Annotated in this window: 12 protein-coding genes; 5 read left to right on the top strand and 7 right to left on the bottom strand. The window is 74.3% G+C overall.

The window, feature by feature from the left end; all coding sequences use genetic code 11:
- Position 1: 1 nt before the first annotated feature.
- Positions 2 to 727, bottom strand: coding sequence for an SWIM zinc finger family protein (locus AH6_RS18640; protein ID WP_067481500.1), 726 nt, complete (start codon positions 725 to 727; stop codon positions 2 to 4).
- Entirely contained in the window at positions 727 to 3732 is a 3006-nt protein-coding gene (locus AH6_RS18645; protein ID WP_067481502.1) for a DEAD/DEAH box helicase, read from the bottom strand. The genes AH6_RS18640 and AH6_RS18645 overlap by 1 nt, the downstream gene beginning before the upstream one ends.
- 134 nt (positions 3733 to 3866) lie before the next feature.
- On the opposite strand from AH6_RS18645, the gene AH6_RS18650 reads away from it, so the two are divergent.
- On the top strand, positions 3867 to 4649 hold the full coding sequence (locus AH6_RS18650) for an enoyl-CoA hydratase/isomerase family protein (RefSeq protein WP_067481746.1): 783 nt from the start codon (positions 3867 to 3869) through the stop codon (positions 4647 to 4649).
- Here the strand turns inward: AH6_RS18650 and AH6_RS45980 are convergent.
- From AH6_RS45980 to AH6_RS18670, 4 genes are all read right to left on the bottom strand, one after another.
- A complete protein-coding gene (locus AH6_RS45980) occupies positions 4636 to 5982 on the bottom strand; it encodes a serine/threonine-protein kinase (RefSeq protein ID WP_067481505.1) in 1347 nt (448 codons plus the stop codon). The genes AH6_RS18650 and AH6_RS45980 overlap by 14 nt on opposite strands.
- 109 nt (positions 5983 to 6091) lie before the next feature.
- Positions 6092 to 7138 (bottom strand): CU044_5270 family protein, encoded by a 1047-nt coding sequence (locus AH6_RS18660; protein WP_067481507.1) that lies wholly within the window; start codon positions 7136 to 7138, stop codon positions 6092 to 6094.
- Entirely contained in the window at positions 7138 to 7722 is a 585-nt protein-coding gene (locus tag AH6_RS18665; protein ID WP_067481509.1) for an RNA polymerase sigma factor, read from the bottom strand. The genes AH6_RS18660 and AH6_RS18665 overlap by 1 nt, the downstream gene beginning before the upstream one ends.
- Positions 7723 to 7818: 96 nt before the next feature.
- Positions 7819 to 8169, bottom strand: coding sequence for a winged helix-turn-helix transcriptional regulator (locus tag AH6_RS18670; RefSeq protein ID WP_067481511.1), 351 nt, complete (start codon positions 8167 to 8169; stop codon positions 7819 to 7821).
- 78 nt (positions 8170 to 8247) lie between these two features.
- On the opposite strand from AH6_RS18670, the gene AH6_RS18675 reads away from it, so the two are divergent.
- Positions 8248 to 8898, top strand: coding sequence for an NADPH-dependent F420 reductase (locus tag AH6_RS18675; protein ID WP_067481513.1), 651 nt, complete (start codon positions 8248 to 8250; stop codon positions 8896 to 8898).
- Between the two features lie 3 nt (positions 8899 to 8901).
- Here AH6_RS18675 and AH6_RS18680 read toward each other — a convergent pair whose 3' ends face one another.
- Positions 8902 to 10290 carry a sugar porter family MFS transporter gene (locus tag AH6_RS18680; RefSeq protein ID WP_067481514.1) on the bottom strand — a complete coding sequence of 463 codons (1389 nt, stop codon included), beginning with the start codon at positions 10288 to 10290 and terminating at the stop codon, positions 8902 to 8904.
- Positions 10291 to 10369: 79 nt separating this feature from the next.
- Here AH6_RS18680 and AH6_RS18685 point away from each other — a divergent pair, with 79 nt between their 5' ends.
- The 3 genes from AH6_RS18685 to AH6_RS18695 all read left to right on the top strand — a co-directional run bounded on the left by AH6_RS18685 (position 10370) and on the right by AH6_RS18695 (position 13199).
- Positions 10370 to 11137, top strand: coding sequence for an SDR family NAD(P)-dependent oxidoreductase (locus AH6_RS18685; protein ID WP_067481522.1), 768 nt, complete (start codon positions 10370 to 10372; stop codon positions 11135 to 11137).
- A gap of 212 nt (positions 11138 to 11349) precedes the next feature.
- Positions 11350 to 12300, top strand: coding sequence for an acyl-ACP desaturase (locus AH6_RS18690; RefSeq protein ID WP_067481523.1), 951 nt, complete (start codon positions 11350 to 11352; stop codon positions 12298 to 12300).
- 74 nt (positions 12301 to 12374) lie between these two features.
- Entirely contained in the window at positions 12375 to 13199 is an 825-nt protein-coding gene (locus tag AH6_RS18695; protein WP_067481524.1) for a serine/threonine-protein kinase, read from the top strand.
- Positions 13200 to 13276: the final 77 nt, after the last annotated feature.

A 13276-nucleotide genomic window follows, 5' to 3' on the forward strand; every position in this document is an offset into this window, starting at 1 on the left:
GTCAGTCTTCCTCGTGGGCTTCGGGGGTCAGTGCCTCGTAGGCGGGTTCCAGTACTGCCGCCAGGTCGCGTCGTCGCACCTTTACCGGTGGGGGCACCGCCACTCGCAGTAGGAAGCCGGGTGGCACTGGGGGAGTGGGGCGTCGCTCGCGCAGCCGTGCCAGGCCCGTCGGCGGGGCCCAGAAGCCCTCGGCCGTCAGCGGTTCTTCGGCCTCCTCCGGCGCTGCCTCGGCCGCTGGGGCCCGGCGTAGTGCTCGCAGCAGTTCGTCGCGGGTGCGGCCGTTCCACTCCAGCACCAGGAACGGGTCGTCGTCGAACGCCGCGCCCAGCGCGTGCAGCGCCGCCGCCGCGTGTTCGCACAGGTCGCCCCAGTCCGGGCACGAGCACATCGCGTGCAGGTCGCCCACCGACCGGGGGAACAGCGACACCCCGAACTCGGCGAACACCAGCTCGACCTCCGGCGGCAGCTCCCCGGCCAGCAGCCGCGCCCGGTACACCGCGCGGCCCGCCAGCTCCGCCTCGATCGCCAGCCAGCCCTCCGGCGCGATCGCGTCGATGCCGAGCGCCACCTCGTACGGCCCGGTGCCCGCGCCGCGCACCCGCGCCGTCACCTCGTACGCGCCGATCCGCAACCCGTCCACCGAGTAGGTGCGGCCCCGCGCCAGCGTCGCCGACCCCGCGAACGACTCCACCGGCGTCAGCAGCCGCCGCGACCACCAGCCCGCCATCAGCCGCTCACCGCCTCGGGGGCCAGCCACAACACGTCGCGCAGCTCGGCCACCGACAGCCCGGTCAGCCACTCCTCGCCGGTGCCCACGATCGACTCGGCCAGGGCCTTCTTGCGCTCGATCATCTCGTCGACGCGCTCCTCCATCGTGCCCACGCAGATGAACTTGCGGACCTGCACGTTCCGGGTCTGCCCGATGCGGAACGCCCGGTCGGTGGCCTGGTCCTCGACCGCCGGGTTCCACCAGCGGTCCAGGTGCACGACGTGGTTGGCGGCCGTCAGCGTCAGCCCCGTGCCCGCCGCCTTCAGCGACAGCAGGAACACCGCCGGATCGGGATCGTGCTGGAACCGCTGCACCAGCTCGTCGCGCCCCTGCTTGGAGGTGCCGCCGTGCAGCCACAACACCGGCCGCTCCAGCTTCGCCGCCAGGTACGGCTGCAACATCGACCCGAACTCGGCGTACTGGGTGAACACCAGCGCCTTCTCGCCCTGCTCGACGACCTCGGCGCAGATCTCCTCCAGCCGCTCCAGCTTCCCCGACCGGCCCGCCAGCCGCGACCCGTCCTTCAGCAGCTGCGCCGGATGGTTGCAGACCTGCTTGAGCTTGGCCATCGTCGCCAGGATCAGCCCGCGCCGCTGCTTCTCGTCGGCCTCGGCGATCTGCGCCAGCATGTCGTCCACCGTGGCCCGGTAGAGCGACGCCTGCTCGGCGGTCAGGTTGCAGTAGGTCTTGATCTCCTGCTTCTCCGGCAGGTCGGTGATGATGCTCCGGTCGGTCTTCAGACGGCGCAGGACGAACGGTTGCGTCGCGCGTTTCAGCGCCAGCGCCGCCTGCTCGTCGCCGTCCTTCTCGATCGGCACCGCGAACCGCTCGCGAAACGCCGCCCTTGGCCCGAGCAACCCCGGGTTGGCGAACTCCATGATCGACCACAGCTCGGTGAGGTGGTTCTCCACCGGCGTGCCCGTCAGCGCGATCCGCGTCCGCGCCGGGATCGACCGCACCGCCTGGGCCTGCCGCGTCCCGCTGTTCTTCAGCGCCTGCGCCTCGTCGCAGACGACCCGCCCCCACTCGATGCCCGCGAGCACGGCCGCGTCGCGCGCCGCCGTGCCGTAGGTGGTCAGCACGAGATCGGCCCGCCCCACGGCCGCGACCAGGTCCTCCCCGCGATGCCGCCCGGTGCCGTGGTGGACGTACACGCGGAGCTTGGGCGTGAACCTGGCGGCCTCCCGCTGCCAGTTCCCCACCAGCGACATCGGCAGGATCGCCAAGGTCGGGGCGGGAGTGCGTCCTTCGCGGCGTTCGTGCATAAAAAGGGACAATGTCGTAATTGTCTTACCGAGTCCCATATCGTCCGCGAGCAGGCCGCCGAGCCCCAGGTCGTCCATGAACACGAGCCAGGCCAGCCCGCGCTGCTGGTAGGGCCGCAGCGCGGCCTCCACGCCGTCGGGCGTCGGCACCGGCGCGAGGCGGCGGTCGGCCTGGCCGGACAGCAGGTCGCCGAAGGCGCCGTCGGCGTCGACGCCGGTCAGGGGCAGGCTCTCCTCGCCCGCGTGGATGATGGCGCGGATCGCCTGGGCGGCCGTCATCGTGCCGGTGCGCGGGTGGCGCAGGAAGTCGAGGGCCGCGTCGAGCTGCTCCTGGTCCAGCTCGACCCACTGGCCGCGCAGCCGCACCAGCGGGGTCTTGAGGCGGGCCAGCTCCTCCAGCTCGGCCTCGTCGATCTCCTCCTCGCCGAGAGCGAGGTCCCAGCGGAACTTGACCAGGCCCGACAGGTCGAAGCCGGAGGAGGCCGCCGCGCCGCCGCCCTCATCGGGGTCGGCGCGGGTGGTGAGCTTCATGCCGAGCTTGGCCTTGCCCGCCCAGGTGGGCAGCAGGACGCCGAAGCCCGCGGCGGCCAGCATCGGCGCGGCCTGGCGCAGGAAGCGGAACGCCCCGGCGGTGTCGAGGGCGAGGTCCTGCGGGGCGGGGCCGTCCAGGGCCTTGGCCAGGTCGGGGAACAGGCGCAGGGCGCGGCCGAGGCCCGCCAGCAGGGTGTCGGAGGCGTCCTCGATGGAGGTGGCCTCGCCCGCCCAGATCAGGGACGCGGGGACGTAGAGGCTCGGGTCGTCCACGCCCTGCAGCGCGAACTCGACGCGCCAGGAGCCGTCCTCGGGCTGCTCGACGGTGGCCTGGCCGTAGTCGAGTTCGGCGGCGCCCGGCTCGGCGAGGCGGAAGCAGACGCGCAGCGGGCCGGACGGGCGGCGCACGGCGGCGGCCCAGGCGTCCAGCTCGGCGATCAGGTCGTCGGGGTCGTCGCGGGGCTCGCGGGCCACCTGGGCGTTGTGGCCGGTCAGCGCCTCGACCCAGCGTTCGGGCAGCGGCAGCCGGTCGGGCGTCTTGCCGGTGCGCGCGGGCAGCAGGGGGTGCGGGACGACGCCGCGCACGGCGGTGTCGACCAGGCCGGACAGGGCCTCGCGCAGCACCTCGGCGGCGGGGCGGCCGCCGTCGGCGGCGCGGCAGGCGGCGGGCATGGCGCGGACCAGGTCGCCGAAGCGGTCGGGATCGTCGAACACCGGCCGCCAGCGCGCCACCAGGTCGCCGTCCTCGCGCATCAGGGCGGGCAGGACGTGGCCGCGCCCGGTGAGGTGGACCGCCTCGTCGGCCAGCAGGCACAGGTAGCGCAGGTCGGTGCCGGGGATGACGTCGCCGCTGTGCTCGGCGGCCTGGAGCAGGGCCATCGTGGGGAGCGGCTCCAGGACCAGGGCGGGGACGGTCCAGTCGCGCAGGTGCGGCGTGTCGTGCGGTTTGGAGTCGAGTTCGGGGGAGGGGACGGGCGCGTCGCCGACGGTGGGCAGCGCCATGGTCAGCTCGACCCGGAACGCGCCCCGCACCAGCGGCTCGTAGGAGGTGCCGGTGAAGTCGCGGGTGGCGAACGGGTGCCGGTCGCCCGAGGATTCGGGCCGGCCGGTGCGTTCGGCCCACAGGCAGAGGGCTCCGCCGTGCCAGGTGGCGTGCGCGACGAGCATGAAGGTCCCCCGGACGTGCGGATACGGCCGGTGCACGAAGCTACCAGCGGGGACCGACAGTCGGCGTCGGACGGGCGGGACGGGGCGATTAGGGTCGGGGTGTCGATTGATCCCGGGTAGAGGTGGAGGCGTCCGTGGGCGAGTTCGTGCGTGTCGAGGTCGAGGACCGGGTCGCGACGATCCGGCTGGACCGGCCCAAGATGAACGCGCTCAACGCGCAGGTGCAGCGCGAGCTGATCGAGGCCGCCGCGCAGGTGTCGGCGGACGACGGGGTCGGCGCGGTCGTGCTGTACGGCGGCGAGCGCGTCTTCGCCGCCGGGGCCGACATCAAGGAGATGGCCCCGATGTCCTACGCCGACATGTCGGCGGGCCCCTCGCGGCTGCTCCAGGACTTCACCAAGGCGCTGGCCGCCATCCCCAAGCCGGTCATCGCGGCGATCACCGGGTACGCGCTGGGCGGCGGCCTGGAGGTCGCGCTGACGGCCGACCTGCGGGTGGCGGGCGAGGGCGCGAAGGTCGGGCAGCCGGAGATCCAGCTCGGCATCATCCCCGGCGCGGGCGGCACCCAGCGGCTGGCCCGGCTGGTCGGCCCGGCCCGCGCCAAGGACCTGATCTTCTCGGGGCGGCACGTCAAGGCCGCCGAGGCGCTGGCGATCGGCCTGGTGGACCGGGTCGTGCCGGACGCCGACGTCTACGCCGAGGCCCGCACGTGGGCGGCGTCGTTCGCGAGCGGCCCCGCGCTGGCGCTGCGCGCCGCCAAGCAGGCGATCGACAGCGGCCTTGAGGTGGACCTGGCGACCGGCCTGGAGATCGAGCGCGTGCAGTTCGCCGCGCTGTTCGCCACCGAGGACCAGAAGGGCGGCATGAAGAGCTTCGTGGAGGAGGGCCCCGGCAAGGCCGTCTTCAACGGCCGCTGAGCGGCCACCAGGACGGGTCGGGGGCCGCGACCGCCACGGCGGCCAGCAGCAACGCCGCCAGGACGGGCACCCCGACCCGCTCCAGCAGCCGCGCCGAGGAGTCGTAGCGGCCGCGCACCGCGATCGCGGCCCCGGCCAGCAGCCCGAACGGCAGCGTGACGCGGTCCGCCAGCGCCGTCATCTGCAACACCGCGAACAGCGCCGCGTAGCCGAACGCGACGACGCCCGCCAGGATCACCAGCCGCACCGCCACCTCCAGCGGCACCGCGACGAGGGCGGCGAGCCGCGCGCGCCGGGAGACGTCCCGGTCGCCGGACAGCCGCGCCCGCATCCGCTGCCACGCGTCGCGCGCGTACGCGAACAGGCACCACCCCAGGCAGGCGGCCGCCGCGAGCATCGGCACGGCCAGGCAGGCGGCGGGCAGCGCCGTGACGGCCAGCGGCCTCGCCAGGCTTAGGCCAGGTGTGGCGGCGGGTTCTGGGAGAGCGGCAGGTCTGGCAGGCCGCGCGACGGGCGGGCTCGGGGGCGGCGGGGCCGGTGCCGGAACCGGGATCGGGTTCGCGCCGCCGGGCAGGTCGGCGGTCTGCGGACGCCGCCGGGCGTCCCGCGACAGCGCCGCCCGCAGGATCGGCACCAGGTCGCGCGGCACCCCCGTCAGGTCCGGACGGCCGCGCAGCACCCGCGAGAACACCGCCTCGGGCGGCCCCGACCCGAACGGCGAGCGGCCCGTCGCGGCGAACACCACCGTCGCCGCCCACGAGAACACGTCGGAGGCGGGCGTGGCGCGGTGCCCGTCCAGGATCTCCGGGGCCAGGTAGCCGGGGGTGCCGATGGCGGTGCCGGTCAGCGTCAGCCGGGTGGCGTCCAGCACGTGCGCGAGCCCGAAGTCGATCACGACGGGCTCGCCGTCCACCAGGATCACGTTGGCGGGCTTGAGGTCGCGGTGCACGATCTGCGCGCCGTGGATGGCGGTGAGCGACCGGGCGAGCCCCCGCACCACCCGGGTGAGCGCCGCGCCGCGCAGCGGGCCGCGCCCCCGGACCACCTCCTCCAGCGTGCGGCCCTGCGCGTAGCGGGTCACCAGGTAGGGGCGGCGGGCGGTGAAGTCGGCGTCCAGGACCTCGGCGACGTGCGGGCCGCGCACCAGCCGCATGGTCGCGACCTCGCGCTCCAGGCGCTTGCGGGCGATGTCGTCGCGGGCGATGGCCGGGTGCAGCACCTTGACGGCCACGGCCCGGCCGCGCGGGTCCAGCGCCAGGCTGACCTCGCCCATGCCGCCGACGCCGAGTTCCTCCAGGACGCGGTAGGGACCGATCCGTTCTTCGACTCGCATTGTGGGGACACCCGCCGGGCCTCGGGGACTGCGGCTTGATCGTAAAGGCCGGGGCGGCCGTTGTCCGGGAGGCGCGGCGGGTGCGAACGGAAAGGTTCGGCGGGGAAAGCTAGGGGCGGGCGCCGGGCCGCTCCACCACACCCTTGGCGAGCTGCGCCGTCCAGTCCAGCAGCGCGCCCGGCGCGAAGCGCTCGCCGGTCCCGCCCTCCTCGCCTCGCCTCAGCAGCTCCTTCTCGGTGAAGGACCGTGTCACCACCCGCCGGAACCCCAGGTAGCGATAGGTGCGCTCGTCCAAGATGATCTCCGAGCGGGTGCGGCCGCCCTGGGTGGCGATCGCGAACGCCACCCCCCTGCGGCCGGTGACGTCCGCCGCGTCGCGCCGCAGCCCGACGCCGGGCAGCGTCGGCAGCAGCCGGTATAGCGCGGCCTGGAGGCGGGGCGACGGCGCGGACAGGTCCATCAGCGACTGGACCTGCATGAAGACGTCGGCGGGCGTGGGCGGGGTGATCGGTGCCGGGGAGGGCGCGCCGTTCCGGTGCGCCCGGCGCTCCACCTCGTGCCCTTCGCGCTTCTCCGCTCGGACGGCGGCCTCCAACTGCCGCCGCAGCCCCGCCGGGTCGGTCGCGGTGTAGCGGCCCGGCTGCGGCCAGCCGCCGATGCCGCCGTAGCGCCGGGAAGGGCCCTTTCCATGGGAGACGGTGAGCCGCTTGCCGTCGAGCTTGAACCACAGCTCGTCGCGCAGCAGCCGGTCGGCGGACACGACGGCCGAGCGGGCGGAGGGCTGGGCGAGGGCGCGGCGCAGGTAGGTCCACTGGTGCGGCCCGGCGACCGGGCCGGGGTCGGTCTCGACGCGGTGGGCGGCGCGTTCGCCCAGCTCGGTGGCGTTGGCGACGGCCAGCAGACGCGGCGCGGCGTCCTTGCCGCCCGGCTGATCGGACCCGCCGCCACTCGGCAGCACCGTCACCGCCGCCAGCGTCCCGGCGGCCACGACGCCGACCGCGCCCAGCCGCCACACCGTCCGCGACGGCCGGAACCGCCGCGACGGCTCGGGCCGCGCGTCGGCCGCCAGCAGCCGCAACCGTGCCGCGCGCTCGGCCTCCGGCGTCACCTCCGGGACGTCCGCGCGCATCGTCTGCAAGCTCTTCAACTCGTCCATCAGTCCTCCTGGGCGCCGCCCAGGGCGGCCTTCAACTTGCGGCGGGCACGGCTGAGGCGGGACGCGACCGTCCCCGCGGGCACCGACAGGGCCTCGGCGACCTCCTCGTAGGACAGGCCGCCCCAGGCGACCAGCAGCAACACGTCACGGTCTCCGGCGGGCAGCTTGGCCAGCACTCCGGCCATCCGGCGCTCGTCCTGCTCGGCGGCCACCCGCGACACCACCGTCTCGGCCATCGGCTCGGGCAGCGGGTCCAGGCCGGTGCGGCGCAGCGCGCGGTAGTGGCGCTCCTCGTCGCGGCGGTGCCGGGCGATCAGCGTGGAGGCGATCCCGTACAACCAGGGGCGCGCCAGCGGGCGGGTCCGGTCGTAGGTGGCGCGGCGGCGGAAGGCGGTCAGGAACGTCTCGGCCATGATGTCGTCGGCGGCCTGCGTGCCGAGCCGCCGCGCGGCGTAGTGGTGGATCTGGCGGGCGTACCGGTCGAACAGCGCCGCGAACCGTTCGGGGTCGTCGCCCGACAGGCGGATCAGCTCGGCGTCGTCCAGCTCGTCCGGCGGCGCGTCGCGGTGGAGCGCGGCCGTCATGCGGTGCGCGGGACAGGGGTCATGGGGGGCGTCCTTCGGGCGTCGGGATGGTCGCCCGGTTGTCTCCCGCCGGGCCCGCCCGTCTTCACGGTTTTCTCAACCGGCTTCGGTGCGCTCCTGCGCGGTCAGCACCTGCTCGCCGTAGCGCTCGGTCCAGCGGCCCAGCGCCAGGATGGGTTCCAGCAGGCCGCGGCCCGGCTCGGTCAGCCCGTACTCCACGCGCGGCGGGGCCTCGGCGTAGCGGTGCCGCTCCACCAGGCCGTTGGCCTCCAGGCGGCGCAACGTCTCGGTGAGCACCTTGGGGCTGACGCCGCCGATCCGGGCGCGCAGCTCGCCGGGGCGCAGCGGGCCGTCGCGCAGCGCGTACAGCACCACGCTGGTCCAGGTGCCGGCCAGCAGGTCGAACCCCAGCCGCGCCGGGCAGTCGGCGATGAACATCTCGGCCATCCTGCCCCTTTCGATGCGCACCGGGAGGTGCCTAACGGAACGCCTAGCGTCCGACCGTACCGACTCAAGGAGGACAGGATGCGGATCGGGACGCTCGGCGCGGGGAACATGGCCGAGGCACTGGCGGGCCGGTGGGTAGCGGCGGGGCACGAGGTGACGGTCGGCGCGCGGTCGCCGGAGAAGGCCGCCGCGCTCGCCGGGAAGATCGGCGCGACGGCGGGCACGCTGCGCGAGGCGGCCGCGTTCGGGGACGCGGTGCTGCTGGCGGTGCCGTTCGCGGTGGCGGAGGAGGTGTTGCGGGAGGCGGCCGTGCCCGCCGGACGGACGCTGATCGACTGCACCAACCCCGTCGTCCCGCCGGAGATGGCACTGCTGACGGCGGGCGGCCCCTCGGCCGCCGAGCGGTGCGCCGCCGCCGCGCCGGGCGCGCACGTGGTGAAGGCGTTCAACGTCTGCCACGAGGGCATCTGGCGGACGACGCCGCCGCAGCCGGACGGGCGGCCGCTCGGCGTCCCGCTGTGCGGCGACGACGCGGCGGCGGTCGCGGCCGTGGAGCAGCTGGTGCGGGATCTGGACTGCGAGCCGCTGAACGGCGGCGGCCTCGCGCGCGCGGGTCAGCTGGAGGCCACCGCCGCGTTCGTCATCGGGTTGTGGTTCGGCGGCGGCGACCCGGCGTCGATGTTGCCGCCGGTCGGGGTCGCGATGGGCGGCGAACCGCACGTCGCGTAGGGATCAGGCGGGGTGGGGCCGGGCGGGCGGCGCGTCGGCGTCGCCGCTCAGCTCGCGCTCGATCTCCTCCAGCGTGCGGTTGCGCGTCTCGGGGACGCGCGCGACGAAGAACACGATGCCCGCCACCGCCAGCCCCGCGTACAACCAGAACGTCCAGGCGCGGCCGATGGCGTCCACGAGCTGGAGGAAGTAGTACGACACCAGGAAGTTCGCTGCCCAGTTGGCGAGGCTGCACACCGCCATCGCCGGGCCGCGCACCGCCAGCGGGAAGATCTCGGAGATCATCAGCCAGAACACCGGGCCGAGCCCGACCGCGAACGAGGCGATGAACAACACCAGCGCCGCCAGCGCCAGCCACGGGGCCTCCTGCTGCCAGCCGAACCCGAAGAACGCCGCCAGCAGCGCCAGCGCCGCCGTCAGCCCGGCGGTCCCGGCGATCAGCAGGGTGCGGCGGCCGACCCGGTCCAGCAGCAGGATCGCCAGCACCGTGAACACCACGTTGGTGATCCCGACGGTGAGGGCCTGCGCGATCGCGTCGTCGGCCTTCAGCCCGGTGTAGGTGAGGATGGTGGGGGAGAAGTAGATGACGGTGTTGACGCCGACGATCTGCTGGATGATCGCCAGGCCCAGCCCGACCACCATCATCGGGCGCAGCCGGGGGCTCGCCAGCTCGCGCCAGGAGTGCCGCCGCTCCTGCGACACCACGCCCTCGATCTCGTCGAGCTCGGCCTCGACGTCCTCGCCGCGCCGGGTGCGCTCCAGCACCGCGCGGGCCTCGTCGCGGCGGCCCCGCATCATCAGCCAGCGCGGGCTGTAGGGCACCACCAGCATGGCCAGCACGAGCACCACGCCCGGGGCCGCGCCGATCCCCAGCATCCAGCGCCAGCCGCCGTCCACGTTCCGCAGCGCGAAGTTGGTCAGGTAGGCGACCAGGATGCCGATGGTGATCATCAGCTGGTTGTAGGAGACGGTGCCGCCGCGGATCCTGGGCGGGGTGTGCTCGGCGATGTAGAGCGGCACCACCGCCGACGCCGCGCCGACCGCCAGCCCGAGCACCACCCGGGCCGCCACGAGCTGGCCGGCGTTCTGCGCGACCGCCGCCGCCAGCGCCGCCACCACGTAGACGACGCCCGCGATCAGCAGCGTCCAGCGGCGGCTGATCCGGTCGGCCAGCCGCCCGCCCGCCAGCGCCCCGAACACCGCGCCCGCCAGCAGGCCCGCCACGATCCACGACTGGGCGAGCGAGCCCGCGTGCAGATCGTCCTTGATGTACAGCAGCGCGCCGGAGATCACGCCGGTGTCGTAGCCGAACAGCAGGCCGCCGAGCGCCGCCAGCATCGAGATCTTCAGTACGAACGGGTTACGGGCCGCTTCCCCAAGGTAACCGGGCACTGTCCCTCCTCGGTCGCGTCCCGGGCTACCCGTGTCTTATCGGGTCAAACGAGCGCTTGGACCGCTACGATCGGCCGCCATGCGACAGGCGTACCGAACCGCGCTCGTGACCGGCGCCTCCAGCGGCATCGGCGAGAGCTTCGCCCGGCTGCTGGCCGCCCGCGGCGCCGACCTGGTGATCGTGGCGCGCCGCGCCGCGCTGCTGGACGGCCTGGCCCGCGAGCTGGTCGAGCGGTACCGGGTGGCGGTGGAGGTGGTCGCCGCCGACCTCACCGACCCGGCCCAGCGCGGCGAGGTGGAGGAGCGGCTGCGCGCCGAGCCGGTCGAGCTGCTGGTCAACAACGCGGGCTACGGCGCGTTCGGCGCGTTCGCCGACCTCGACCTCGACGACCAGCTCAGGGAGATCGAGCTGAACGTCACCGCCCTGATGCGCCTCACCCACGCCGCGCTGCCCGGCATGCTCGTGCGCCGCCGCGGCGGGGTGCTGAACGTCGCGTCGATGGCCGGGTTCGCGCCCTCGCCCGGCAGCGCCACCTACGGCGCGACCAAGGCGTACGTCGCCGCCTTCTCCGAGAGCCTGCACGCCGAGGTCGCCGGGCGGGGCGTGCACGTCACCGCGCTGTGCCCCGGTTTCACCCGCACCGAGGACGACGGCGCGGCCAACCTGCTGTGGCTGCGCCGCGCCGACGTCGCCCGCGCGGGCCTGGACGCGGTGTCGGCCGGGCGCGCGCTGTGCGTGCCGGGCGCGCAGTACAAGGCCGCGCTGCCCGCGTTGAAGATCATGCCGAGGACGGTGCTGCGGGCCGCCGCCAACCGCATGTGGCAGCAGGCCGCCGACAGCCAGTGAGCGACGGGTGACCAACGGCGTTTCACGCTTCCCTACAAAGAAAGACGCGGGTTGATTGTGACGGCGGTGTCTTGACGTACGTCACACCGAACGCGAATCTTGAACCTACGCTTCAGTAGGTTTCTGTCGCGCCCTGCCGCGTCCACGCCCTCCGGGGGGCGCGGCGGCGCTCCCCCCGGCAGGCCCCACCCGTCGTCCAGCGAAGGATCAGCATGTCCGTCACGTCCGAGGAGAAGTTCCAGACCGGTCTCATGCTCGAACTCGAGCCGATCGTGGAGAAGGAACTCAACCGGCACCTGACCACCGCCGACGAGTGGTTCCCGCACCAGTACGTGCCGTGGGGCCAGGGCCGCGACTTCGACGGCCCGCTGGGCGGCGACGGCTGGGAGCCCGGCGACTCCAAGCTCGGCGCCGAGGCCCGCGAGTCGCTGATCGTCAACCTGCTGACCGAGGACAACCTGCCCGGCTACCACCGCGCCATCGCCGACGTGTTCGGCCGCGACGGCGCGTGGGGCACCTGGGTCAACCGGTGGACGGCCGAGGAGAACCGGCACGGCATCGTCATCCGCGACTACCTCACCGTCACCCGCGCCGTGGACCCGATCGCGCTGGAGCGGGCCCGGATGAAGCACATGGAGACCGGCTACGAGGCCGCGCACGGCAGCGCGTTCCTGCACGGCAACGCCTACGTCTCCTTCCAGGAGCTGGCCACCCGCGTGGCGCACCGCAACACCGGCAAGGCGTCCGGCGACCCGATCTGCGAGCAGATGCTCACCCGCGTCGCCAAGGACGAGAACCTCCACATGATCTTCTACCGCAACCTCATCGCGGCCTCGCTGGACCTGGCGCCCAACGAGACGATGCGGGCGATCACCGAGGTCGTCAAGGACTTCCAGATGCCCGGCCACAGCATCGACGGCTTCCTGCGCAAGTCCGTCGTGATCGCCAACGCGGGCATCTACGACCTGCGGCTGCACCACGACGACGTGCTCACCCCGTGCCTGCGCAAGTGGAAGGTCTTCGACCGCGACGACTTCACCGGCGACGGCGCCAAGGCCCGCGACGAGCTGGCCGAGTTCATGGCGCAGCTCGACGCCGCCGCCACCAAGTTCGAGACCCGCCGCGAGGAGCGCCGCGCCCGCCAGGCCGCCCGCGCGAACTGAGCGCGCGTCCCCCGTGACCGTTCCGTAGCCGTATTTCCCGGAACGAAGGCACCCTTTCCGGCGTCATAGGGGCTATGGGGAAGCATCGGCGACTGGGCGGGTACCGCTTGCTCGACGAGATCGGCCGGGGGAGCACGGCCGTGGTGCACCTGGCCATGGACTCCTTCGGCCGCGAGGTGGCGGTCAAGGAGCTCCAGGAGGAGTTCGTCGCCGAGCCGGAGGCGCGCCAGCGCCTGGCGCAGGAGATGGCGGCGCAGGCACGGGTGCGCAGCGGGCACGTGGCGCGGCTGCTGGACGGGCGGCTCGACGGGGAGCGGCCCTACGTGGTCATGCAGTACGTGCCCGGCTGCTCGCTGGGCGACCTGGTGGCCGACTACGGGCCGCCGCGCCGCGAGCGGCTGCTGCGCCTGGCGCGCGGGATGGCGCTGGGCCTCGCCGACGTGCACGACGCCGGGGTGCTGCACCGCGACGTGTCGCCCGGCAACGTGATCGTGCTCGGCGACCGGCCCACCCTGATCGACTTCGGCATCGCCCGGGAGGCCGGGGCCGAGCAGCTCACCCGGCGCGGCATGGTCATCGGCACCCCGGCCTACCTGGCGCCCGAGCTGATCGAGGGCGGGGCCGCCACCACCGCCTCCGACGTGTACGCCTGGGCCGCGACGCTGGCGTACGCGGCGACCGGCCGCCCGCCGTTCGGCCGGGGGTCCCTGCACGGGGTCTGCTTCCGTATCCTGCGCGGGCAGGCCGACCTGGAGGGCGCGCCGGAGCCGCTGGCCGCGCTGCTGCGGCGCGGCCTGGACCGCGACCCGGCCCGCCGCCCGGCGGCCCGCTGGTTCGCCGGGGCCCTCGCCGACTGGACGGGGGTGAGCAGCGGCCGGTCCCGGGCACTGCTCGCCTGATGGGCGGCCCGGCACGGGGCTCCCGCGCGGGCGTCCGCGAGGGCGGCGCGCTCCCGGTGATCGGCCGGGCCCCGCCC

Origin of the sequence: Actinomadura hibisca NBRC 15177, assembly GCF_001552635.1 — a bacterium.
GTDB lineage: Bacteria > Actinomycetota > Actinomycetes > Streptosporangiales > Streptosporangiaceae > Spirillospora > Spirillospora hibisca.